Consider the following 21,189-nt stretch of genomic DNA (forward strand, 5'->3'; position numbering starts at 1 on the left):
GTCCCCCCCCCCCCCCCCCCCCGGCCGCGCGGGCGGCCGGTCCGCTCCGGGATGGAGCCACCGCCGACGCGCAGGGCGTCGGCGGTGTCGTCCAGTTCCGCCCGGTCACCCTCCCCGGCGGTACGGGGCGGGGCCGTCCGTCCCCCGCGACCATGGCACAGTGGCGGGGTGACCTGGGACGAGCCGGCGGCACGCCGGGTGCTGCGACCGCCGGCCGACTACCGGCTGACCGCCTCGGTCCGGGCCCTCACCTTCAGCCCGTACGACCCGTGCGCGCGGATCGTCGCCGGCACCTTCTGGTGGGCCACCCGCACCCCGGCCGGTCCGGCCACCCTGACCCTGCGCCCGGAGGCGGGCGAGCTGCTGGCCGAGGGGCACGGGCCGGGCGCCGACTGGGTGGTCGACCGCGCCGACGCCGTCGCCGGCCTGCGTGACGACCTGACCGGGTTCGCCGAGCTGGCCGCCGCCCACCCGCTGGTGGCCGAGCTGGCCGCCCGGCACCGGGGGCTGCGGATGCCCGCCACCGGGCAGGTCTTCCCCCGGGTGCTGCGCGCCGTCTTCGAACAGAAGGTCACCGGCACGGAGGCGTACCGGGCGTACGCGGCGACCGTGCGGCACTTCGCCGAGCCCGCCCCGGGGCCGTTCCAGCCGCTGCTGCTGCCGCCCGACGCGGCGAGGGTGGCGGCGGCCCCGTACTGGGTGTTCCACCCCTTCGGCGTGGAGCAGCGCCGGGCCGAGACGCTGCGCCGGGCCGCCGCCCTGGCCGACCGGCTGGAACGCTGCGTCGACAGCGCCGAGGCGACCCGGCGGCTCACCGCCGTCCCCGGCATCGGCCCGTGGACCGCCGCCGAGGTGGTCCGGGTCGCCTACGGCGATGCGGACGCGGTGAGCGTCGGCGACTACCACGTGCCGAACACGGTGGCCTGGGCGCTGGCCGGTGAGGCGCGCGGCGACGACGCCCGGATGCTCGACCTGCTCGCCCCGTTCCGCGGCCACCGGGGGCGGGTCTGCCTGCTGCTGGCCGCCGCCGGCATCCAGGCACCCCGGTTCGGCCCCCGGATGCCGATCCGTTCCTTCGCCCGCTTCTGACGCCCGGGGTGGGGCGGGGGCTGTGTCGCCGAGGTAGCGGTATCGCAGCGGGCGGATGCCGCTGTTTCGGTCCCGTCGCGTTGGCCACGAGTCCGGCGGCCGGAGCGGCCGTGCCGGGTGGGGCCGGTCAGCGGACGAGGCGGCGCAGGGTGTGGGCCAGCCAGCGGGCGTACCCGTGCTGGACGGCGCGACCGGCGGGCCCGGCGGCGGTCATGAACCAGCGGTCCGGCCGGCTGAACGCGGTGACCTCGAAGCTGACCCCGCCGTCGGCGTCGCGGCGGACCAGGAACGCCTCCTCCCCGCGTTCCGGATGGCCGGGCAGGGTGCCGTAGCCGAAGCCGGCCTCCCGGTCGCCGTCGACCACCCAGACCACCTCGCACGGCCCCCACACCCGCAGCGGACCCACCCCGAGTCCCGGGGTGACCCGGACGCCGGGCGCGGCCCGGACCGCGTCGGTACGCATCCGCACCCCGGCTGCCCGGTGCAACCGCCAGCTCAACACGGCCTCGGCGGCGACCGGGAAGCCGCCGGGCGGCAGCGCGCACCGGTGCCGCAGGTGGTGGTAGCCCGCCGGCAGCGACCCGCCCCGGGTCGCCCCCACCTCGGGGTACGTCAACTCGGTCACCGCGCCTCCCAGGGTCACTGTCAGCCTAGGGCCGGTGCCGTCGACCGGCGACCCGGCCGGTGGTGCGGGCGCGGCGAGTGGCGGTCGACCGGTGCCGTCCCGCGCGGTGGTGGAGAGGGACGCCGACGGGTCGCACGTACCCCGGCCGGGGCTCAGCCGGCTTCGCAGCGCCGCCGCAGGCCCTCGGCCTCCAACCGCAGGTAGCGGCGCACCAGCCGGCCGCCGAGCCAACCCACCGGCCCGGCGAGCGGGCCGGTGAGTTCCAGGGCCAGCTCCACCCGGACCCGGCCGGCGGGCAGCGCGACGATCCGGTGCTCGCCCCGGCTGCGTACCCCCGGGGTGGTCGATTCCCAGACGAAGCAGCGGGGCGGGTCGATCTCGGTGACCCGCCAGGACGTCGGGCGGAGCCGGGGCTGTTCCAGCCGGGCGGTGGACCCGAGGACCAGCGGCCCGGCCTCGCCCCGGCGGGCGGTCCGGACCGAGGCGGTCCACTCCGGCCACCGTTCGATGTCGGTCTGCACCGCCCACACCGTGTCGATGTCCGCGTCGATCTCGGTCGCCGTCTCGAACCGCATGCCGCCTCCGTGGTTCCACCGCCGGCACCCGCGTGCCGCCCGGTTCCCCGACGAGCCTGCCGCAGCGATCGTGCCCGGGCCACCCTCCGGTCGCCCTCCCGACCGTGCGCCCACCCGACCGTGCGCCCACCGGGACGCGGCTCCGGCCGGACGCGGGACCGGACGCAGCCCCGGCCGGGTGCGGTTCGGGTGCGGCCTCGGCCGGTGCGCGGCTCAGCCGGCCTCGCGCAGGTCGGCCAGGTCGAGCGGGGTGTGCCGGTGGAGCAGGTCGGTCAGCTCGGCGACCGTGCCCACCTCGCCGAGCACGTTCTTGCCGCCGCCGAACCGGTCCGGGTAGCGGTGCACCAGCCGGTAACGGTGCCGGCCCCGGACCAGCTCGACGGTGACCCGCCAGCGCCCACAGCAACCACACCGCCACTCCACCCGGCGAGGCTAGCTCCGAGCGGGGCGGACGGGCTCCGTATCCGCGGGGACGGACGGTACGGGCGGGGACACGCCGGACCGGCACCGACGGTGATCTGCCTCACCACTGTCGGTGGCGTCTGGTTGACTGTCGCCGTGGACCTGCCGATCAACCCCCCGGTCGAGCCGATGCTGGCCAAGAGCGTGGCCCGCCTGCCCACCGATCCCGGCCTGACCTACGAGCCCAAGTGGGACGGCTTCCGCTGCATCGTCTTCCGCGACGGCGACGAGGTCGAGCTGGCCAGCCGGGGCGGCAAGTCGATGACCCGTTACTTTCCCGAGGTGGTGGCGCAGGTCCGGGCGCAGTTGCCCACCCGGTGCGCGGTCGACGGCGAGCTGATCGTGATCCGGCGCGACGGTCCGGGCGGTCAGCCCCGGCTCGACTTCGAGCAGCTCGCCCAGCGGATCCATCCGGCCGCCTCCCGGGTGGCCCTGCTCGCCGAGACGACCCCGGCCGACTTCGTCGCCTTCGACCTGCTCGCCCTCGACGACGAGCTGCTGGTCGACGAGCCCTACCCGGCCCGGCGGGAACGCCTGGTGCGGGCGCTGGCCGGGGTCCGGCCGCCGGTGCACGTCACCCAGGTCACCACCGACCCGGAGACCGCCCGGCGCTGGTTCGAGGTGTTCGAGGGCGCCGGCCTGGACGGGTTGATCGTCAAGCCGGCCGATCTGCCCTACCAGCCCGGCAAGCGGCTGATGGCCAAGGTCAAGCACGCCCGGACGGCCGACGTGGTGGTGGCCGGGTTCCGCTGGCACAAGTCGGGCCCGGTGGTCGGCTCGCTGCTGCTCGGTCTCTACGACGACGCCGGGGTGCTGCACCACGTCGGGGTGAGCGCCTCGTTCACGATGGCCCGCCGGCAGGAGCTGCTCGACGAGCTGGCCCCCTACCGGGAGGATGTCGACGCCCACCCGTGGGTGCACGGCGACCACGAGCGCGGCCAGCGCATCCCGGGCGGGGTCAGCCGGTGGACGGGCGACAAGAACCTCGACTGGGTCCCGCTGCGACCCGAGCTGGTGATGGAGGTCGGCTACGACGCGATGGAGGGCGACCGGTTCCGGCACACCGCCCGGTTCGTCCGCTGGCGGCCGGACCGCGATCCCCGGTCCTGCCGCTACGACCAGCTCGACCGTCCGGTGCGCTTCGACGTCGACCAGGTGCTCCGGGGCGATCCGACGGCGACCGTGCCGCCGGCCGCCGACACCCCGGCGTAGCCTGACTGCTACCCGATCATGGAGGTCCGCCGGTGACCAGCACCGCCCGCCGCAACCGCCGGTTCCGGCTCGCCCTGGCCGGCTTCGTCGCGGGCGCGCTGCTCGTCACCGGGTGCACCATGCCGGCGTTCGCCCCGCGCACCGAGGACTCGTCGGCGGCGCAAACCGGCACCGGGCCCACCTGGCGGGCCTGCCCCGAGGTCGCGCAGGACCTGGTCGGCCGGGGCGCACCGGGCATGCGTTACGAGTGCGCCCGGATCGCCGTGCCACGCAACTGGGGCACCGGCACGGGGGCGACCGCCGGGCCGGGCAGCGGCGAGACCTTCGAGATCGCGCTGCTGCGGGCCCGTTCCAGCAAGCAGCGGGACCGGATCGGCTCCCTGGTGATCAACCCGGGCGGGCCGGGTGGGTCCGGCGTGGACACCGCCGTCTACCTGTCGTTCGGGCCGTCGTTCGGAGGGCTGCCCACGGCGGTGACCGACCGGTTCGACATCGTCGGCTTCGACCCGCGCGGGGTGTCCCGGTCCAGCCCGGTGAAGTGCATCTCCGACGCCGACCTCGACGCCAGCTTCGGCTACGACCCCGATCCGCGCAGCCAGCAGTCGTTCGACGCCTACCAGGCGCTCAACCGGCGGATCGGCCGGGGCTGCGGCGACCGGTACGGCGACCAGCTCCCGCTCTACGGCACCGAGCAGGCCGCCCGGGACATGGACGCGGTCCGGGCCGCCGTCGGCGACGACAAGCTCACCTACCTCGGCTACTCCTACGGCACCCTGCTCGGCGCGACCTACGCGCAGCTCTACCCGCAGCGGGTCCGGGCGTTGGTGCTCGACGGCGCGGTCGACCCCCGGCAGCAGCTGGTGGCCGGTTCGGAGAGCCAGGCCCGGGGCTTCGAGCGGGCGTTCGACAACTTCGACAGGTGGTGCGCGGCGAACGCCGGACGCTGCCCGATCGCCCCGGACGCCCGGGGCGCGGTCACCTCGGCGATCGACAAGGCGAAGGTCTCCCCGGTACGCGGCGCCGACGGCCGGGAGGCCACCTCCGGGTGGGTCTTCTACGCGGTGATCTCCTCGCTCTACACCGAGTCGGGCTGGGAGGAGCTGGCCCGCGCGATCGACCGCCTCGACGAGGGTGACCCGACCGACGTGTTCAAGCTCGCCGACTCGTACGCCGGGCGGGGCGAGGACGGGCACTACTCCAACCTCTTCGACGCCAACCTGGCGGTGAACTGCGCCGACGAGACCGAGAAGCCCGGCGTCGACCAGATCCGCCGGTTGCAGTCCGAGTGGCGGCAGAAGTATCCGCTGTTCGGGCCGGCCCTGGCGGTGGGCATGTTCGGGTGTGTCGAGTGGCCGGGCGGGCGGGACCCGTATCCGACCGGCCGGGCCGACGGCGCGCCGCCGATCGTGGTGGTGGGCACCACCGGTGACCCGGCCACCCCGTACGAGCAGACCGCCCGGCTGGCCGACATGCTGGGGGTCGGGCGGGTGCTCACCTGGGAGGGCGAGGGGCACACCGCCTACCCGCAGACCTCCTGCATCACCGAGGCGGTGGACGCCTACCTGATCTCGCTCACCGTGCCCCGGGAGGGGCTGCGCTGCCCCGCCCGCTGACCGGGGCGGCAACCGCCACCGGGCCACGGGACTCCCCCACCGGGCGGCTGTCGCCGCACCGGCCCGAGCGGCCGCCGTCGGTGGGTCAGCGGCGGTTGCCTCGTCCGCGCAGCCGTTGCCGGACGAGGGTCGCGTGGTCCGGTGGGGCCGGTGGTGGCGGCGGTTCCGGCAGCACGATGCCCTGCCGGGCGGCCAACTCCTCCAGCAGCGCCCGCATCCGCCGCACGTCGTTCTTCAGCTCCTCCTGCTCGACGTGCTCGAACGCGTCGTCGTCGACGATGAGCCGGCTGGCGAAGTGCGCGGTGATCAGGGGGATGACCAGCAGCACCATCGTGGAGATCAGCAACGCGGCGAGGGCCCGTCCCGCCCAGGTGGTCGGCGAGATGTCGCCGTACCCGACGGTGGAGGCGGTGACCACCGCCCACCAGACGGCGTCGGCGGCGCTGCGGTGCTCCACCTGGCCGTAGATCACCCCGGCCACCACGATCATCAGCAGGTACGACGTGATCAGTGTCCGGGGCGAGTTGGCGAAGTACACCAGGCCCCGGTAGACCCACCGGAACGGCAGCAGCAACAGCTCCATGTCGCACCATGCTGCACCCCGGCCGCCACCGCCGCCCGGCGGGCGTCCGACGACCGACCGCAGGCCGCGACACCCACCTGCGCCCGGCGACCGGGCGGGGTGCTGTGACAGGCTGCCGGTCATGACCGACGTGACCCTCCGCGAGGCGGTCCGGGCCGACCTGCCCGCCATCCTGACCCTGCTCGCCGACGACGTGCTCGGCCGCACGCGCGAGCACGCCACGGTGGACGAGGCGTACGAGCGGGCCTTCGCCGACATCACCGCCGACCCGCGCAACCAGCAGCTGGGGGCCGAACGGGACGGGGAGGTGGTCGGCTGCTTCCAGCTGACCTACATCCCGGGGCTGGGCCGGCACGGCGCGCAACGGGCGCTGGTCGAGGCGGTCCGGGTCCGCGCCGACCTGCGCGGGCAGGGGGTGGGCGAGGCGATGATGACCTGGGCGATCGACCAGGCCCGGCGGCGGGGCTGCGGGTTGGTGCAGCTCACCACCGACAAGTCCCGCGCCGACGCGCACCGGTTCTACCGACGCCTCGGCTTCGTCGCCAGCCACGAGGGCATGAAACTCCCCCTCTGACGGGGCGGGCGCGGGGCGGGCGGGCGCGGGTCAGCCGGGCGCGTCAGTCGTCGGCCAGGCGGCCGTCGCGCAGGGTCAGCGTCCGGTCGGCCACCTCGATCAGCGTCGGATCGTGGGTGGCGACCAGCGCGGTCATCCCCCGGGCGTGCACCACCGCGCGGAGCAGGTCCATGATCGCCCGGCCGGTCTCGGAGTCGAGCTGGCCGGTCGGCTCGTCGGCGATCAGCAGGTCGGGTTCGTTGGCCAGGGCGCGGGCCACCGCGACCCGCTGCTGCTGCCCGCCGGACAGCTCGTAGGGGCGCTGTCGGGCGTGCGCGCCCAGACCCACCAGTTCCAGCAGCACCGCCACCCGTTCCTCGCGCTCCGCCGCCGGGACCCGGGCCAGCCGCAGCGGCACCCCGACGTTCTCCGCCGCCGACAGGATCGGCACCAGTCCGAAGGTCTGGAACACGAAACCGACGGTGCCCCGGCGCAGCCGCAGCAGCTCGGCCTCACCGGCGGCGGTGACGTCGTGCCCGGCCACCCGCACCCGGCCGGCGTCCGGTCGGTCCAGCCCGCCGACCAGGTTGAGCAGGGTGGTCTTGCCGGCGCCGGAACGTCCCCGCACCGCCACCAGTTCGCCCCGGGCGGCGGTGAAGGAGACCTCGCGGACGGCGTGCACGGCATGCCGTCCCCGGCCGAACGTCCGGCTCACCTGCTCGACCCGGACCACCTCGTCGGTGACCGGGTCGGCGGCCCGGACGGAAACCTGCTCGCTCATGCGTCACTCCCGTTCGGTTGCGGCGTCCGGTCGCCGGGGCGGACCTGCACGTGGTCCGGGGCGAGGTCGAGGCGGACCCGGTCGCGCAGGGCCAGCGCCTCCACGAAGGGCGCCGGTAGCTGCATCCGGCCGGTCCGGTCCAGCACCGCGTACTCCTCGCTGACCAGCTCGGTGCTGCCGTCGGCGCCGACCCGGGCGGTCCGGCGTACCTCCGAGGAGGTCCGGCCGTCCCGGATCGCGACGGTGCGGCGGACCTGGTCGGCGACGGCGTGATCGTGGGTGACCACCACCACGGTCACCCCCAGTTCGGCGTTGATGGTGCGCAGCGCCGCGAAGACCTCCGCGCCGGTCGCCTCGTCCAGCTCCCCGGTCGGCTCGTCGGCGAAGAGCACCTCCGGGTCGTTGGCCACCGCCACCGCCACCGCGCAGCGCTGCTGTTCGCCGCCGCTGAGCTGGCCGGGTCGCCGGTCCGCGCAGTACCCCACCCCGACCAGTGCCAGCAGTTCGTCGGCGCGCTGCCGGCGGGCCCGTGCGCCACCGCCGCGCCGGGCCAGCCGCATCGGCAGTTCCACGTTCTCCCGCGCGGTCAGGTACGGCAGCAGGTTCCGGCTGGTCTGCTGCCAGACGAACCCGACGGTGCGTCGCCGGTAGGCCAGCCGGCGGCGGGCCGACATCGACAGCAGGTCGTACTCGGCGACCCGGGCGATGCCGGCGGTCGGGGTGTCCAGCCCGGAGAGGATGTTGAGCAGGGTCGACTTGCCCGAGCCGGAGGCCCCGACGATCGCCACCAGCTCACCCCGGTCGATCACCAGGTCGAGTCCCTGGAGGGCGACCACCTCGACCCCCTCGGTCTTGAAGATCCGGACCAGCCCGTCGCAGACGATGTGCCCGCGCAGCCGGTCCTGCCCGCCGGCCCGTTCGGCCGCCCGCTGTGCCGCCCGGCGTTGCAGGTCTGCCAGGTCCGGGACGACGGGGTTCGGGGCGGTCGTGGTCATCTCAGCTCTCCTCTCCGAGCCGGAGCACCTCGCCGAGGCGCATCCGACGGTTGTTCAGGGCCTCCACCGCCAGGGCGAAGCCCAGCGCGACCGCGCCGAGCCCGACCGTGGCGGCGACCGGACCGGGGGCGAACCCCACCCGCACCGGCGTGCCGTTGGTGAACGCGGCGAGACCGAGCAGCGGGGTGAGCAGCAGCGGCAGCAGCACCCCGACCAGTGCACCGGTCAGCACCGACACCCCGACCAGTGGGGCCAGTTCCACCAGCAGCAGCCCCCGCCACTGCCGGCGGGACAGCCCGAGGGTGCGCAGCCGGGACAGCACCTCGCCCCGGGCGCGGGCCCCGGCCAGCACGGTGAAGGCGACCGCGAGCAGCGCCAGCACCCCACCGGCCACCGCACCGGCGGTGAACCCGAACGCCAGCAGCCCGTTGGCGCCCCCGCCACCCAGCCGCAGCCGGGTCTGTGACCAGGTCTGCACCGCCACGCCCCGGGGCCGTTCCCGGCCGGTCACCGCGCCGCCGGTCTGGTAGCGCTGTTGACCCTCGTCCCCGGCCTGACGCAGCGCCCCGGCGTCGAGCCGGTCGCCGGCCACCAGGAACCCGGTGGGCACCGGCGGACCGTCCCGCCGGGGCAGCGCCTGCCAGGGCAGCACCACGTACCGGCTGGTGTTCGGCCGGGCCAGCGGGAAGTCGGCGACGGTGTCGGCGGGGGTGAACTCGTACCGCTGGCCCTGCACGGTGACGAAGGCGGACCGCAGGCCGGCGTCGGCGAGGTCGGCGGCGACCGCCGGGGAGACCACCGCCGGCCGCGGGCCGTCGCCCGGCCGGGCGTCGCGTAGCGGGCCGGGCACCGGGACGTCCCGGCCGGCGGCCCGCGCCGTGCGGGCCAGGCCGGGGCCGTCGACCAGCAGCACGCTGGTGTCGCGCAGCCGGGCGTCGGTGCCGGCGGCGTCGGTGGCCAGCCGCTGCGCCGACTCGTCGACCAGTCCGGTGGCGGCCCGCACCCCGGGCAGCCGCTCCAGCGCCGGCCCGGTGTCGGGGGCGAGCCGGTCGCCCCGGATCAGCGCGTCCGCCGGCACCGCCCGGGTGGCGACGTCGTCGCGGGTGTCCTCGATGCCGGTGGCGACCACCGCGCAGAACGCGGCGGTGGCGACCGCGAGCACCACCACGACCAGCGGGGTGGCCGCCGCCGCCCGGCCGGCGCGGGCCGTGCCGAGGAAGGCGACACTTCCCCGGGTACGCGCGGCGAGCCGCCCGGCCAGCCGCACGGGCCACGGGTACAGCCGCAGCGCCAGCACCGACGCGGCGACCGCGACCAGCGCCGGCACCGACACCAGCAGCGGGTCCACCGTGCCGGGGGTGAGGCCGCGCCGCCGCAGCAGCACCACCGCCAGCCCGGCCAGCAGCACCAGCGCGGCCTCGGTGGTGGCCCGTCGGGCGGACGGCCGCAGCCGGCCCAGGTCCCGCCGCCCGACCACCCCGGACGGTACGGCCAGCGTCGCCACCGGCAGCGCCAGGGTGACCAGGACTGTCGCACCCACGGCGAGCGGCCCGGTGCCGCCGGGCGCACCGGGCAGCAGGCCACCGAGCAGCCAGCCGAGCCCGGCGGCGGGCGGGACGACCAGCAGCGACTCGGCGAGGCTGCGCCGCAGTCCGGTGGTGGCCCCGCCGCCCCGGGCACGGATCAGCACGAACTCGGCGCGGCGGCGGCGTACGGCCAGCGCGGCGGCCAGCACGACCAGCCCGGCCAGCGTCGCCAGCACCCCGGCGGCGATGACGGCGAGCAGGGTACGCGCCGAGGTGACCGCCCGGCTGAACTCGCGCAGCGGGACGTCGACGCCCTGGGTCAACTCGGTGTCGGTGGCGGTGCTGGCCCGCGCCAGCCGTTGCACCCCGTCGACGAGCTGGTCGACGCGCCGCACGTCGATGCCGTCCGCGCCGAGCCGGTCGCGCCAGGTGAAGGAGACCGGCCGCCCCTTCCCGGCCAGTCGGTCCAGGGCGGCGACGGCGACCGCCCCGACCAGGATGAACGGTTGACCGTCGCCCTCCGGCTCACCGACCTGCAGCAGCGACGGCAGGGCGTCCCAGCTTCCGTCGGCGGGGTCGACGGGGCGGAACGTCCCGACCACGGTCAGCGGGGTCGACGGGTGTTGCGGGTCGGGGGCGGCGAGGCGGAGCCGGCTGCCGACGCGCAGCCCGAACCGGCCGGCGACGTCGGCGGCCAGGGCGACCTGCACCGGGGCGTCGTCGTCGGGCGGGACGGCCGGCCAGCGTCCCTGCACCAGGGTGCCGGTCGTCTCGATGCCGGGGGCGGCCCGCAGGCCCAACTCCACCAGGTAGTTGCCCCGGGCCAGGTCGGGGCCGGTGACCAGGTCACCGGGGGTCTGCGCGGCGTACCAGCGGTGCGCCACGGCGGCGCGCACGTCGGCGGGCATCCGCTGCTGGAACGTGTCGAGGTCGGCGGCCCGGCTGCTGGCCGGTGGCGCGCCGACGACGGGTCGGGTGGTGTAGGTCAGGTCGCGGCGGGCACCGGGCTCGGCGGCGAGGTGTTCCCGCAGCCCCTGGTCGGCCAGCCGGTTGGCCACCCTCGGCACCCCGCCGACCAGCAGGGCGATCACCAGGGTCAACGCGGCCAGCAGCAGGAACTGCCCGCTGTGGGCGCGTACCCGACGGATCACGACGCCGATGTTCATCGCTGGTCCTCCCCGTGGTGCAGCGGTCCGGTCGTCGTGGTCCTCACCGGTCTCCCCCGGTGCGCAGCCGGGCGGCGGCGACCCGCTGCCGCAGCCCGGCGGCCATCGCCGCGCTGCCGGCCAGCGCGGCCAGCAGCAGCCCCGCCACGGTCCACCCGATCGGGGCCCAGGCCAGGGCGAACGTCGGCGCGGGCACGGGTCGCCCGGCGGCCGGGGTGAGGATCACCAGGGGTGCCATGGTGGCCCCGACGACCGCGCCGAGCAGCAGGCCGACGCCGACGCCGATCCCGGCCAGGAAGGTCTGTTCGGCGAGCAGCGCGCGGGCCAGCAGCCGGGGGGACGCGCCGAGGGTGTGCAGCACCGAGAACTCGCCGAGCCGGTGCCGGGCGGTGGCCCACACGTCGACCACCAGGCCGACCAGGGCGAGCAGCACCGAGCCGAGGGCGGCGGCCAGCAACCCGGTCCGGGCCCCCTGCCAGTACGGGTCGTCGGCGGCCACCGCGGCGGCCTGCCGGCGGTCCAGCAGGGTCGTCCCGGGTAGCGCGGCGGCGGCCCGGGTCGCCTCGGCGTGGGCGGCGGCGTCGGTCCGCAGCCACCATTCGGGTACCGGCCGGACGGTGCCCGAGTTGCGGATCAGCCAGTCGGTGGCGGCGGGCAGGTCGATCAGCACCCCGTCCCCGGCGGTGGCGGGCAGCGCGGTCACCTCCCCGAGCAGGCGCACCGGCAGGGAGACCCCGGACAGGGTGAGCTGCACGGTTTCCCCGGGCCGGACGTTGAGCGCGGCCCGCACGGCCGGGGTCATCACGGCCGGTACGGCGGTGTCCGGGCCGTCCGGCACCACCGCGAAGCGGGACGCCGGCTGGTAGGCGTACCGGCCGCCATCGAGGAACCCGACGGGGTGGGTGGCGGTCAGTCCGGCGTCGTCGGCGGTGGCGGTGCTGTTCGCGGCGGATTCGGCGGCGGCCACCCGCCCCCGGCCGGTGAGCGGGAGCGTGGTGGACCGGGCGTCCGGGCCGACGGTGCGCAGGTCCCGCACCCGCAGCGCGTACGCGGCGCCGGCGACGTCCCCGCCGTCGGCCTCGAACCCGGCCAGCCGCAGCCCCGCGACGGCGGGCAGGTCGACCCGGAACCCGGTGGCCCGCCCGTCGCTGCCGGTGCTCGCCACGGGCAGCCGGTAGGCCAGCCCGTCGGCCCGGGTGAGCAGCACCGACACGGCGATCCGGTGCGGGACGACGGCCTGGTCGACGGGGGTGCTCACGGTGCCGGTGAGGCTGCGGGCGTCGGCCGGCAGCGGCTGCCCGAGGGCCGGCCCCCGGGCGGCGGTCAACCGCGCGAACAGTTCCCGCGCGGGCCGGTCGGCGAGCCGGTCGCTGAACTTGGCCACCTCGGCTGCCTGTGCGGTGTCCAGGCCGAGCACGGTGGCCTGCCGGTCGTCGCGGCCGACCCGGATGTCGTCGCGCCAGGCCGGCAGCGCCCGGTCGACGCCGGGCAGCGCGGCGAGCGCGGCGGCCCGGTCGACGGGGGCGACGCCGGTGCGTTCGACCAGCCGCAGGTCCGCGCCGACGCGGTGGTCGGCCTGGTCGACCTGGGACCGTTCACCGGTGGCGACGAGCGACCAGGCCAGCGTGCTGCCGCCGACGGCGAGGGCGAGCAGCAGCACCGGCCCGGCGTGTGGCCGCCGGCCGGCCTGCCACATCCCGAAGATGGTCGCGGTCCACGGACGCCTGTCGACGAACCGTTCGGCGAACCGGGTGGCCGGCGGGAGCAGCCGTAACGCCACCACCGCCCCGGCCAGCACCCCCAGGGTCGGCGCGGCCACCAGCAGCGGGTCGACGCCGAGGTCGTTGCCGGCGCCGGCCAGCGGTGAGGAGTAGCGGCGCAGTTGCACCCAGGCGAGGACGGCGAAGGCGACCAGGGCCAGGTCGAGTCCGGCCCGGCTGACGGTGGTGACCCGGTCGGGGCGGGACCGGGCGGCCAGGTCGGCCACGTAGGTGCCCGCGCCGCGCAGGGTGGGGGCGACCATCGCGACGAGGCAGCCGGCGGCGGTGGCCAGGGCCGCCGCCCAGACCCACGGGCCGCCGCCGACGGCACCGCCGAGGTCGACCGGGCCGTCGGCGGCGACCCGGCGCAGCGCCCCGCCGGCGAGCAGGGGCCCGAGCAGGGCGGCGGGGACGACCACCAGGGTCGCCTCCCGGGCGGCCAGGCCGGCGAGTTGCCGGCGGGCCGCGCCCCGGGCCCTCAGCAGGGCGGTCTGGGCGCGCCGGTCCTCGTGCAGCAGGGCGGCGATCAGCACCAGCGCGTACCCGCCGAGGACCACGATCAGCAGCAGCGGGGTGGCCAGGGCTGAGCGGCCGGCCAGGTCGGCCCGGCTGATCCGGTCGATGAGCCGGTCGAGGGCGGTGGCCGCCTGGGCCGACGAGCCGAGCCCGGCCGTCTCGGGCACCCCGGTCGCGGCGGTGGCGACGGCCCGGCGCAGCGCCGGTAGCCGGTCTCCTCCGACGGCGGTCAGGTCGGGCGCGACCACCCAGGCGGCGGAGACCGAGCCGGGGAAGGTGGCCGCGAAGTCGGCCGGGTCGAGCACGAACGGCCCGTGCGTGGCGTCGCTGTCCGCGTCGGTGCCCAGTCCGGGGGCGAGCCGCCAGTACGGGTCGGCCGGGTCGCGGGGCCGCCAGGTGCCGGCGAGCACCACTTCGGTACGCCGGTCGGCACTGCGGTCGCGCATCGGCACCCGGTCGCCGGTGCGCAGGCCCAACGCACCGGCGACCTTCTCGGGCAGGGTGGCCTGGAGCGGGCCGGCCCCGGCGGTCGGCCAGTCGCCGTCGACGAGGTCGGCGTGCCCGGCCAGGTCGTCCAGGGTGGCCAGGGTGGCGAAGACCGGTTCCTTTCCGGTCCGGATGCCCGGCCCGAGGGTGCCGGTGAGTTCCCGGCCGGTGCCGTAGCGGGCGGCGGAGACCCGGATCGGGGTGCCCTTGAGGGCGGTGGCGAAGCCGTCCCGGACGGCCCGGTCGCGGGTGGCGTACTCGGTGCGGTCGCGGCCACCGGAGCCGCTGACCAGCAGGCTGCGTTCCTCGACGGGCGCGGCGGTGATCAGGGCGCGCTGCCCGGCGTCGACGGCCCGCCGGTTGTAGTCGGCCAGCCCGGTGACCAGTGCGATCGCGACCACCGCGGCGGCGACCGCCGCGAGCAGCAGTCCCCGCGCCTCGCGGGCCCGCCTCCACACCAGCTTCATCCGTTGCCTCCCCCGGGCCCGGGGTCGGGCCGACGGAGAGCAAGAGCGGTGACCCGGCGGGAAAGGTTCGCACCCGTTACTTGATCGTTATCCTGGCCCGCCGGTTGGCCCGCAGGCGTGGATCTGGTGTGATCGGCGGCATGGAAACCGCGCTGATGCTGTCGACCGTCGCCCTCGTGCTGGCGCTGGTGATGCAGTTCCCGCTGCGCAACCGCCGTGACGACGTGTCGTTCCGGCTGGTGGAGATCGAACGCCGCCAGCGGCTGATCATGGAGCACCTGGGCGTGGTGGACCGGGGCCCGGCCCTGCCCGGGGTGCGGGAGCACCTGGCCCGGGGCGACAAGATCAGGGCGATCAAGGCGTACCGGGAGGCGACCGGGACGGACCTGCGCACCGCCAAGGAGGCGGTCGAGGCGATCGCCGCCGGACGCTGACCCCAGGATCGACTCAAGTGGGCCGAGGTTGCGCGGTCACACCGACCACTGACCCAAGATCGACTCAAGTGAGCCGACATTGCGCGATCACAGCGGCCACTGACCCCAAGATCGACTCAAGTGGGCCGAGGTTGCGCGATCACACGGCTTACATGCCGCAACATCAGCGACATTGAGTTGATCAGCCCGGCGATCGCAGCGCGATCACACCGGCCACTGAACCCACGATCGACTCAAGTGGGCCGACGTTGCGCGATCACACGGCTTACATACCGCAACATCAGCGACGTTGAGTTGATCACCCCGGCGGTCGCAGCGCGCGCCGGCCCGGCGTCGATCATGGGGTCGGCGTCCAGGCCCGGCCGGGACGCCCTGCGAGCCGGCCAGGGTCAGCCCCGGACCGGCGTCCGGCGGGCCGGCCGGTACATGGAGCAGACCAGCGGGCCGCCCTCGATCGTGGTGCGCGCCGTGACCGCGAAGCCGAGACGTTCGTAGAGGCGGACGTTGCGCTCGTCGGAGGTTTCCAGCGCGATGCCGTTCGGGTCGCCGGAGGCCTCGACGAGGGTCACCCCCGCCGCGGCGACGGCGGAGCCGAGACCGACGCCGCGCCGGTCCGGGTGGACGCCCAACGTCGCGAGTTCCCACGCACCGGGTGGCCGCGCCGGCAGCTCGACGGCCATGAGCGCCGCCAGCCGGTCACCGTGCAGCTCCGCGATCCGCGCCTGGAGGTCCTCCCCCGGCGCGGGCGCGTCACCCGGCAGGAACGCGGCGACCGCCCGAGCGTCGTCAGCGACGAGGACGAGGCCGTGCGCGAGGGCGTGCCCCAGGTAGAGGGCCTGTAGCTCTTCGAGTCGACGCGGGTAGTCGTCGGCCGGGATCGACCACCGCGTCCACGGGTAGTCGTGGAAGGCGACGGCGAGCGTACGCGCGGCGCGGGGCAGGTCGGGGGCGGTGGCCCGGCGGATCTGGCTGGTCATCGGCCCGAGCCTAGTCAGTCCGTCGTCAGCTCCGGCCGGTGCTCGCGGATCCACGCCTCGACGTCGACCTTCCGCCACACCTTGCCCATCGCCAGCACCGCCACGGGTTCCGGGAAGTTCCTCTGGTTGGCGATCACGGACGCGCGCTGGCGGGAGACGTTCCCGAGCATCGCCCTGATCTCCGACACGCCGACGAGGTCCACGGGTTGACAATGACAGCACTCATCACTCTCGACGCCGACAACTACGGAATCTATTGACGCAGACAACAAACAGGGTCACGATAGTGGCGTGACCGAGTCGAACGTCTCACCTGTTCATGACCGGCAGCGGCGGCCCGTGGGCGGGCATCCGCCGATGCGCCCGCTGTGGCGGTGCCGGACGTGCGCCGCGCCCTGGCCATGCCAACCCGCCCGGCTGCTCCTGACCAGGGAGTACCGGCGGGACCGGGTGGCACTGTCGATCTACATGGCCAGCCAGTTGTTCGAGGCCACCGCCGATCTGGTGCGACTCAATCCGCACCCGGCCCCGTCCCCGGCGGAACTGTTCGACCGTTTCCTCGCCTGGACGGCCCGACCGTCCAGCCGGGCCACTGACGCGTCCGGGCCAGACGACGGGCATCGGCCCGGGGCGGCGACCCCGGAACCGGAACCGGCTGCGGCTGCGGCTGCGGCTGCGGCTGCGGACCGTCCGGCCGACCGCCTGCCGGAAACTATCTGACGAGCAGGGTCAGCAGTCCGGTGAGGGCGACGAGGACCGCGGCCACCCCGGTGAGCACGGCCGGCAGGATCTTGAGGTATTCGAGGATCACGGAATGCCGGCCCGGCACCCCGCTGATCCGCTGCGTTCGTCTCGTCGTGGCCGCCATGGTGATTCCCCTGTCCGGTGCCCGCGTCCGGTCGGATGAATCGGAGCCGCTGACCGGCGAATCGACTGTCGCCGCCGGGAAGCAGCCGACCGGACACTCCACAGCGAGGGCATAAGCCCTGGTCACACGAGTGCAGCCGACTTCCGCGCATCCTACCTTTCATATTCGACCGTAGGCGTGACGACCAGTCGAGCGCAATCATCAGTACCGGAAAGAGTGCGGAGGAATGCCATTTTCACGCGTGGGAGTGGCATGCCGAGCAACTGATTTCGGATTACCGGCGGGCACCCCGTACCAGCACCACCGCCGGCATTCCGATTTCCGCCGGTGGCGTGGTCGGTTGTCAGGCGGTGGCGTCGTCGGCCGGGCGCTTCGCCCGGCTCGGCTGCACCCGTTTCGGTTCACCGGGCATTTTCGGATGGTCGGGTGGATAGGGCAGGTCGCCAAGGCCCTGCCCGGCGTCCCGCTCGGCCCAGTCGAGCAGGGGGGTGATGTCGACCGGGTCGTCGTCGATGCCCGCGTGCGGGTCACCCCGCTCGGCCAACCGGACCGGCACCGTACGCAGATCGAAATCGTCGGGATCGACGTCGGGCAGCTCGTCCCAGGTGACCGGGGTGGAGACGGTGGCCCGCGCGTTGGCGCGCAGCGAGTACGCGCAGGCGATGGTGCGGTCCCGGGCCATCTGGTTGTAGTCGACGAAGACCCGCTGCCCGCGCTCCTCCTTCCACCAGGCGGTGGTGACCAGGTCGGGCCGACGCCGTTCCAGCTCCCGGGCCAACGCGATGGTGGCCCGGCGCACCTCGGTGAACGTCCACCGCGGGGCGATGCGCAGGTAGACGTGCAGCCCCCGGCCGCCGGAGGTCTTCGGCCAGCCGGTGACGCCCAGCTCGGTGAGGATGCCCCGCAGCTCGGCGGCGGCCGTCGCCGCGTCGGTGAAGTCGGTGCCGGGCTGCGGATCGAGATCCACCCGCAGCTCGTCGGGATGGTCGACGGCGGCGGCCCGGACCGGCCACGGATGGAACACCACCGTGCCCATCTGCGCGGCCCAGGCGACGTGGGCGAGGTCGGTCGGGCACAGCTCGTCGGCACCCCGGCCGCTGGGGAAGGTGATGCCGACCGTCTGCACCCACGGCGGCACGCCCCGGGTGGGCACCCGCTTGGAGAAGAAAGCCTCCCCCGCGATGCCGTCGGGGAAGCGTTGCAGGGTGGTCGGCCGGTCGGCCAGCGCGCGCATGATGCCCTCGCCCACCGCGACGTAGTAGTGGAAGACATCGGCCTTGGTGAACCCGCGCTCCGGGAAGATCACCCGATCCGGGCTGCTCAGCCGGACGCTGCGCCCGGCCACCTCGACCTCGGTCGCCGTCGTCTTCCCGCTGGCCGCCATGGCGCGACCATATGCGATGCCCCCGACATCCGACGTACGGTTGACCGGTGAGTCTTGACGAGAGCGAACTGCCCCGCACCGAGGACGAGTGGCGGGTCCGGCTGACCCCGGAGGAGTTCCGGGTGCTGCGCGAGGCCGGCACCGAACGCCCCTTCACCGGCGAGTACGTCGACACGAAGACCCCCGGCGTCTACCACTGCCGGGCCTGCGGGCTCGAACTGTTCTCCAGCGACACCAAGTTCGACTCGCACTGCGGCTGGCCGAGCTTCGACGACGCCATCCCGGGCCGGGTGCGGGAGATCCAGGACACCAGCCTCGGCATGGTGCGGACCGAGATCCGCTGCGCCCGCTGCGACAGCCACCTCGGGCACGTCTTCCACGGCGAGGGCTTCACCCCCAAGGACACCCGGCACTGCGTGAACTCGGTGTCGATCCGACTGGAACCGGAGCAGGGCTGAACCCGAGCAGGGCTGAACCGACGCCGGGCCGAGGCGGAGCCGGACCGAGACCGGGCGGTCAGAGCAGGAGCAGGCTGCCCTCGTCGTCCACCCGGTCGGCGGCGGAGTCGTCGAGCCAGACACCCCCGGTGGCGAGGTAGCGGAACCGGTGCTCGCCGGGACCGAGCCGGACGGTCACCGTCCGCGTGCCGTCCCGGCGTGGCACCAGCTCGTGCCGGCCCGGCTGCCAGTCGTTGAAGCAGCCGACGACGCTGACCGTGCCGGGCGGGGTGTCCCGGGGCAGGCAGAAGGTGACCCGGGTCTGGGTGCCGAAGAGTCTGCTGCGCTTGATCACGTGATCCTCCCGGGGTCGAGGCGTCCTACCGGGTCCAACGCCCGACACGCCGGGGCGAAACGCCGTCCGACCCCACCGATAGGGGCATTTCGCCCTGCGCGACCGCCGCCCTGTCGCACTCTGGGGGCAGATGTCCGATTCGGGGGGTGTGACAGGTGGCTACCTGCGAGGTCTGCGGCAACGACTACTGGATGGCGTTCGAGGTGCGTACGGTCAGCGGTGACGTACACACCTTCGACTCCTTCGAGTGCGCGGCGCACAAGCTCGCGCCGATCTGCGAGCACTGCCAGGTGAAGATCATCGGGCACGGGGTGGAGGTCGGCGGCCGGTTCTTCTGCTGTGCGCACTGCGCCCGCGCCGTGGAGTCCCTGGGTGCGGAGATCCGCGACGCGGTCGGCGCCCGCCCGGCCTGACCCGGCTGACCCACCCGGCCTGACCCACCCGGCCAGCCCCGACGCCACGGGGCGTGCCGGGTCGGCGGGCGGGGCCGCCTACCATCGCCTGATGGCACCGCAGACCGTCGACGTCCACGTCGCCAGCTTCACCGAGCTGGACGTACGCACCTTCCACGACCTGCTGCGGTTGCGGATCGACGTGTTCGTGGTGGAGCAGCACTGCCCGTACCCGGAGCTGGACGGGCGGGACGTCGAACCCGGCACCCGGCACCTCTGGCTGGCCCACGACGGCGTCGTGCGGGCCTACCTGCGGCTGCTCGCCGACCCCGGCGGGGTGGTGCGGATCGGCCGGGTGGTGGTGGCCCCGGCGGCCCGCGGCGGCGGGCTCGCCGGCCGGCTGATGACCGAGGCGTTGCGGCTGGTCGGCGACCGGCCCTGCGTGCTGGAGGCGCAGGCTCACCTGGCCGGCTTCTACGCCGGGCACGGCTTCACGGTGACCGGCCCGGAGTACGTCGAGGACGGCATCCCCCACCTGCCGATGCGCCGCGGTGGGGCAGACGACCTGAAACATTGACGGATACCGCTTTCCTATGCAAGCCTGCGGGGGCAGAGCCGTCGTGGGAGCCGACAGCAGGCATGGGAGGGGCAACTCCCGGCCGTCCGGGCGTCGTTCGACCGACCCCTTCACCTCGGAGGCTCCATGTCCACCGTCCTACGCAGACGACCCACCGCGCTCGCGGGGTCGCTGCTCACCATCGGCGCGATCATCGCGCTGCTGCTCACCACCGCCCTGGCCAACTCGGCCTCCGCGCACGGCGCGGTGGTGAACCCGGGGTTCCGCGCCTACAGCTGCTGGGAGCGCTGGGGTGCCGAGTTCCAGAACCCGCGCATGGCCACCGAGGACCCGATGTGCTGGCAGGCCTGGCAGGCCGACCCGCAGGCCATGTGGAACTGGAACGGCCTGTTCCGCGAGGGTGTCGCCGGCAACCACCAGGGTGCCATCCCGGACGGCCAGCTGTGCAGCGGCGGACGCACCCAGAACGGCCGCTACAACGCCCTGGACACCGTGGGCGCGTGGAAGACCACGTCGGTGGCGAACAGCTTCCGGCTGAAGTTCTTCGACCAGGCCAGCCACGGGGCCGACTACATCCGGGTGTACGTCACCAAGCAGGGCTTCAATTCGGCGACCACACCGCTGGGCTGGGGCAACCTGGAGCTGGCCGGGCAGATCGGCAACACGCCGGCCTCCCAGTGGGACAAGGACACCGGTGGCGTGTCGATCCAGATCCCGGTGAACGCGCCGGGCCGTACCGGTCGGCACATCGTCTACACGGTGTGGCAGGCCAGCCACCTGGACCAGTCGTACTACCTGTGCAGTGACGTGGACTTCGGTGGCGGCACCAACCCGACCACCCCGCCGCCCACCACCGCGCCGCCGACCACCCCGCCGCCCACCACGGCCCCGCCGACCACCCCGCCGCCCACCACCGCCCCGCCGACCACCCCGCCGCCGGCGACCGGTGGCTGCACCGCGACCTACCGGGTGACCTCCACCTGGAACGGCGGGTTCCAGGGTGAGGTGGACGTGACCGCCGGTGCCTCGGCGATCAAGGGCTGGACGGTGAACTGGACGTACTCCGGGGGCCAGCAGATCAGCCAGGCGTGGAACGCCACGCTGACCAGCAGCGGATCTGCGGTGACCGTCCGCAACGTCAACTACAACGGCGCGTTGGCCGCCGGCGGGAAGACCACCTTCGGCTTCCTCGCCTCGGGCAGCGGCGCCAGCCCGACCCCGGTCTGCACCGCGACCCTCTGACCGGTCGGCACGGCACAGCAGACGCGACAGCATGGAAGTAGTGGGCGACCGCGCGGCGGGAGGCCCAAAACTACGTGGTCGGGCACGTTACTTTACGGCGGGGGCCCAACAACC

At 74.9% G+C, this 21,189-nt stretch carries 23 protein-coding genes; 10 read left to right on the forward strand and 13 right to left on the reverse strand.

Annotation, left to right across the window (positions count from 1 at the left end; genetic code table 11):
• Positions 1–168 precede the first annotated feature (168 nt).
• On the forward strand, positions 169–1,089 hold the full coding sequence (locus ACOJTC_RS01585) for a DNA-3-methyladenine glycosylase family protein (protein ID WP_420115457.1): 921 nt from the start codon (positions 169–171) through the stop codon (positions 1,087–1,089).
• A 127-nt stretch (positions 1,090–1,216) separates the two neighbouring features.
• Here the strand turns inward: ACOJTC_RS01585 and ACOJTC_RS01590 are convergent, their stop codons facing one another.
• The 3 genes from ACOJTC_RS01590 to ACOJTC_RS01600 form a co-directional block, all read right to left on the reverse strand.
• Positions 1,217–1,714, reverse strand: coding sequence for a DUF1990 family protein (locus ACOJTC_RS01590; RefSeq protein ID WP_420115458.1), 498 nt, complete (start codon positions 1,712–1,714; stop codon positions 1,217–1,219).
• 152 nt (positions 1,715–1,866) lie between these two features.
• The gene (locus ACOJTC_RS01595; protein WP_420115459.1) at positions 1,867–2,289 is read right to left on the reverse strand and encodes an SRPBCC family protein; all 423 of its coding nucleotides are present in this window, start codon (positions 2,287–2,289) and stop codon (positions 1,867–1,869) included.
• A gap of 213 nt (positions 2,290–2,502) precedes the next feature.
• Positions 2,503–2,712 carry a hypothetical protein gene (locus ACOJTC_RS01600; protein ID WP_204924018.1) on the reverse strand — a complete coding sequence of 70 codons (210 nt, stop codon included), beginning with the start codon at positions 2,710–2,712 and terminating at the stop codon, positions 2,503–2,505.
• 135 nt (positions 2,713–2,847) lie between these two features.
• Here ACOJTC_RS01600 and ACOJTC_RS01605 point away from each other — a divergent pair, with 135 nt between their 5' ends.
• On the forward strand, positions 2,848–3,963 hold the full coding sequence (locus tag ACOJTC_RS01605; RefSeq protein WP_204924017.1) for an ATP-dependent DNA ligase: 1,116 nt from the start codon (positions 2,848–2,850) through the stop codon (positions 3,961–3,963).
• Positions 3,964–3,995: 32 nt separating this feature from the next.
• Entirely contained in the window at positions 3,996–5,576 is a 1,581-nt protein-coding gene (locus tag ACOJTC_RS01610; protein WP_420115460.1) for an alpha/beta hydrolase, read from the forward strand.
• An 85-nt stretch (positions 5,577–5,661) separates the two neighbouring features.
• Here the strand turns inward: ACOJTC_RS01610 and ACOJTC_RS01615 are convergent, their stop codons facing one another.
• Complete coding sequence (locus ACOJTC_RS01615; RefSeq protein ID WP_420115461.1) at positions 5,662–6,159, reverse strand: potassium channel family protein; 498 nt, start codon at positions 6,157–6,159, stop codon at positions 5,662–5,664.
• Positions 6,160–6,280: 121 nt separating this feature from the next.
• Between ACOJTC_RS01615 and ACOJTC_RS01620 the strand changes: the two genes are divergently transcribed.
• Positions 6,281–6,733 carry a GNAT family N-acetyltransferase gene (locus ACOJTC_RS01620; RefSeq protein WP_420115462.1) on the forward strand — a complete coding sequence of 151 codons (453 nt, stop codon included), beginning with the start codon at positions 6,281–6,283 and terminating at the stop codon, positions 6,731–6,733.
• Between the two features lie 43 nt (positions 6,734–6,776).
• Here the strand turns inward: ACOJTC_RS01620 and ACOJTC_RS01625 are convergent, their stop codons facing one another.
• The 4 genes from ACOJTC_RS01625 to ACOJTC_RS01640 are packed head-to-tail and all read right to left on the reverse strand — an operon-like array spanning position 6,777 to position 14,409.
• A complete protein-coding gene (locus ACOJTC_RS01625; protein ID WP_420115463.1) occupies positions 6,777–7,493 on the reverse strand; it encodes an ABC transporter ATP-binding protein in 717 nt (238 codons plus the stop codon).
• Positions 7,490–8,488: an ABC transporter ATP-binding protein gene (locus tag ACOJTC_RS01630; protein WP_420115464.1), complete on the reverse strand. Its 999-nt coding sequence runs from the start codon at positions 8,486–8,488 to the stop codon at positions 7,490–7,492. Before ACOJTC_RS01630 ends, ACOJTC_RS01625 begins: the two co-directional genes overlap by 4 nt.
• Before the next feature lies 1 nt (position 8,489).
• Positions 8,490–11,180 carry an FtsX-like permease family protein gene (locus tag ACOJTC_RS01635; RefSeq protein ID WP_420115465.1) on the reverse strand — a complete coding sequence of 897 codons (2,691 nt, stop codon included), beginning with the start codon at positions 11,178–11,180 and terminating at the stop codon, positions 8,490–8,492.
• A gap of 43 nt (positions 11,181–11,223) precedes the next feature.
• A complete protein-coding gene (locus ACOJTC_RS01640; protein ID WP_420115466.1) occupies positions 11,224–14,409 on the reverse strand; it encodes an FtsX-like permease family protein in 3,186 nt (1,061 codons plus the stop codon).
• 140 nt (positions 14,410–14,549) lie between these two features.
• Between ACOJTC_RS01640 and ACOJTC_RS01645 the strand changes: the two genes are divergently transcribed.
• On the forward strand, positions 14,550–14,843 hold the full coding sequence (locus ACOJTC_RS01645; RefSeq protein ID WP_204924011.1) for a hypothetical protein: 294 nt from the start codon (positions 14,550–14,552) through the stop codon (positions 14,841–14,843).
• Positions 14,844–15,232: 389 nt separating this feature from the next.
• Here ACOJTC_RS01645 and ACOJTC_RS01650 read toward each other — a convergent pair whose 3' ends face one another.
• Together ACOJTC_RS01650 and ACOJTC_RS01655 are read right to left on the reverse strand one after the other, a co-directional pair.
• Entirely contained in the window at positions 15,233–15,820 is a 588-nt protein-coding gene (locus ACOJTC_RS01650; RefSeq protein WP_420115467.1) for a GNAT family N-acetyltransferase, read from the reverse strand.
• 14 nt (positions 15,821–15,834) lie between these two features.
• Positions 15,835–16,023, reverse strand: a complete 189-nt coding sequence (locus ACOJTC_RS01655; protein WP_420115468.1) for a hypothetical protein — start codon at positions 16,021–16,023, stop codon at positions 15,835–15,837.
• 88 nt (positions 16,024–16,111) lie between these two features.
• Here ACOJTC_RS01655 and ACOJTC_RS01660 point away from each other — a divergent pair, with 88 nt between their 5' ends.
• Entirely contained in the window at positions 16,112–16,540 is a 429-nt protein-coding gene (locus tag ACOJTC_RS01660; protein ID WP_420115469.1) for a hypothetical protein, read from the forward strand.
• Here the strand turns inward: ACOJTC_RS01660 and ACOJTC_RS01665 are convergent.
• The gene (locus ACOJTC_RS01665) at positions 16,533–16,688 is read right to left on the reverse strand and encodes a hypothetical protein (protein ID WP_363656503.1); all 156 of its coding nucleotides are present in this window, start codon (positions 16,686–16,688) and stop codon (positions 16,533–16,535) included. The two genes, ACOJTC_RS01660 and ACOJTC_RS01665, sit on opposite strands and share 8 nt — an antisense overlap.
• Positions 16,689–17,031: 343 nt before the next feature.
• Positions 17,032–18,072, reverse strand: a complete 1,041-nt coding sequence (gene ligD, locus ACOJTC_RS01670) for a non-homologous end-joining DNA ligase (protein WP_420115470.1) — start codon at positions 18,070–18,072, stop codon at positions 17,032–17,034.
• A 47-nt stretch (positions 18,073–18,119) separates the two neighbouring features.
• Between ligD and msrB the strand changes: the two genes are divergently transcribed.
• Positions 18,120–18,530 carry a peptide-methionine (R)-S-oxide reductase MsrB gene (gene msrB, locus ACOJTC_RS01675; RefSeq protein ID WP_420115471.1) on the forward strand — a complete coding sequence of 137 codons (411 nt, stop codon included), beginning with the start codon at positions 18,120–18,122 and terminating at the stop codon, positions 18,528–18,530.
• Between the two features lie 58 nt (positions 18,531–18,588).
• Here the strand turns inward: msrB and ACOJTC_RS01680 are convergent, their stop codons facing one another.
• Positions 18,589–18,864 (reverse strand): isoamylase early set domain-containing protein, encoded by a 276-nt coding sequence (locus tag ACOJTC_RS01680; protein ID WP_204924007.1) that lies wholly within the window; start codon positions 18,862–18,864, stop codon positions 18,589–18,591.
• A 155-nt stretch (positions 18,865–19,019) separates the two neighbouring features.
• Between ACOJTC_RS01680 and ACOJTC_RS01685 the strand changes: the two genes are divergently transcribed.
• The 3 genes from ACOJTC_RS01685 to ACOJTC_RS01695 all read left to right on the forward strand — a co-directional run bounded on the left by ACOJTC_RS01685 (position 19,020) and on the right by ACOJTC_RS01695 (position 21,075).
• On the forward strand, positions 19,020–19,277 hold the full coding sequence (locus ACOJTC_RS01685; RefSeq protein ID WP_204924006.1) for a Prokaryotic metallothionein: 258 nt from the start codon (positions 19,020–19,022) through the stop codon (positions 19,275–19,277).
• 91 nt (positions 19,278–19,368) lie between these two features.
• Positions 19,369–19,833 (forward strand): GNAT family N-acetyltransferase, encoded by a 465-nt coding sequence (locus tag ACOJTC_RS01690; RefSeq protein ID WP_204924005.1) that lies wholly within the window; start codon positions 19,369–19,371, stop codon positions 19,831–19,833.
• Between the two features lie 126 nt (positions 19,834–19,959).
• Complete coding sequence (locus ACOJTC_RS01695; RefSeq protein WP_420115472.1) at positions 19,960–21,075, forward strand: lytic polysaccharide monooxygenase auxiliary activity family 9 protein; 1,116 nt, start codon at positions 19,960–19,962, stop codon at positions 21,073–21,075.
• The last annotated feature ends 114 nt before the right edge of the window (positions 21,076–21,189 follow it).

Origin of the sequence: Micromonospora sp. (assembly GCF_048594385.1) — a bacterium.
In the GTDB taxonomy this organism is placed as follows: domain Bacteria; phylum Actinomycetota; class Actinomycetes; order Mycobacteriales; family Micromonosporaceae; genus Micromonospora; species Micromonospora wenchangensis.

Bases quoted from the DNA above. Each gene is read 5' to 3' on its own strand.
- ACOJTC_RS01595 (WP_420115459.1), bottom strand. From the start codon at position 2,289: ATGCGGTTCGAGACGGCGACCGAGATCGACGCGGACATCGACACGGTG.
- ACOJTC_RS01615 (WP_420115461.1), bottom strand. From the start codon at position 6,159: ATGGAGCTGTTGCTGCTGCCGTTCCGGTGGGTCTACCGGGGCCTGGTG.
- ACOJTC_RS01620 (WP_420115462.1), top strand. From the start codon at position 6,281: ATGACCGACGTGACCCTCCGCGAGGCGGTCCGGGCCGACCTGCCCGCC.
- ACOJTC_RS01625 (WP_420115463.1), bottom strand. From the start codon at position 7,493: ATGAGCGAGCAGGTTTCCGTCCGGGCCGCCGACCCGGTCACCGACGAG.
- ACOJTC_RS01630 (WP_420115464.1), bottom strand. From the start codon at position 8,488: ATGACCACGACCGCCCCGAACCCCGTCGTCCCGGACCTGGCAGACCTG.
- ACOJTC_RS01635 (WP_420115465.1), bottom strand. From the start codon at position 11,180: ATGAACATCGGCGTCGTGATCCGTCGGGTACGCGCCCACAGCGGGCAG.
- ACOJTC_RS01640 (WP_420115466.1), bottom strand. From the start codon at position 14,409: ATGAAGCTGGTGTGGAGGCGGGCCCGCGAGGCGCGGGGACTGCTGCTC.
- ACOJTC_RS01645 (WP_204924011.1), top strand. From the start codon at position 14,550: ATGGAAACCGCGCTGATGCTGTCGACCGTCGCCCTCGTGCTGGCGCTG.
- ACOJTC_RS01650 (WP_420115467.1), bottom strand. From the start codon at position 15,820: ATGACCAGCCAGATCCGCCGGGCCACCGCCCCCGACCTGCCCCGCGCC.
- ACOJTC_RS01665 (WP_363656503.1), bottom strand. From the start codon at position 16,688: ATGGCGGCCACGACGAGACGAACGCAGCGGATCAGCGGGGTGCCGGGC.
- ligD (WP_420115470.1), bottom strand. From the start codon at position 18,072: ATGGCGGCCAGCGGGAAGACGACGGCGACCGAGGTCGAGGTGGCCGGG.
- ACOJTC_RS01690 (WP_204924005.1), top strand. From the start codon at position 19,369: ATGGCACCGCAGACCGTCGACGTCCACGTCGCCAGCTTCACCGAGCTG.
- ACOJTC_RS01695 (WP_420115472.1), top strand. From the start codon at position 19,960: ATGTCCACCGTCCTACGCAGACGACCCACCGCGCTCGCGGGGTCGCTG.